The sequence below is a fragment of the Streptomyces sp. WM6378 genome (assembly GCF_001279695.1).
Lineage (GTDB): Bacteria > Actinomycetota > Actinomycetes > Streptomycetales > Streptomycetaceae > Streptomyces.
The window spans coordinates 1-502 of the sequence record NZ_LGDD01000174.1; the positions used below are offsets into that span (position 1 = coordinate 1).

Sequence of the window (502 nt, forward strand, 5' to 3'; positions counted from 1 at the left end):
GATCGTCGGCTACTCGATCGACACGCGGATGAAGTCCCGCCTGGCCGTCACAGCCATGAACAACGCGGTTGCCCGGCGTGGACACGTCGCCGGGTGCATGCTGCACAGTGATCGCGGATCGCAGTTCCGGTCACGGAAGTTCATCCGGGTGCTCGATCGGCACCGGATCGTCGGCTCGACAGGGCGGGTCGGGGCGGCAGGCGACAACGCGGCCATGGAGTCCTTCTTCAGCCTGCTGCAGAAGAACGTCCTCGACCGCCGGGCATGGGCCACCCGTGAGGAACTGCGGATCGCGATCGTGACCCGGATCGAGAGGACCTACCACCGGCGCCGCAGACAAGCCTCGCTCGGCCGGCTGACCCCCATCGAATTCGAGACCGTCATGACCACACCGGCTCTCCAGGTCGCGTGACCGAACCTGACCTGACCCACCTCTGAGGTTCCAGTTCTGGTGGCTAACTGACAGCCCTTCACGGAAGGCTGGCAGTCATGCCTCGTCCCT

Annotated in this window: 1 protein-coding gene; it reads left to right on the top strand. The window is 65.3% G+C overall.

Annotation, left to right across the window (positions count from 1 at the left end; translation table 11 throughout):
• The coding region (locus ADK54_RS15725) for a DDE-type integrase/transposase/recombinase (RefSeq protein ID WP_159047776.1) at positions 1-412 on the top strand (412 nt) is incomplete at its 5' end.
• Positions 413-502: the final 90 nt, after the last annotated feature.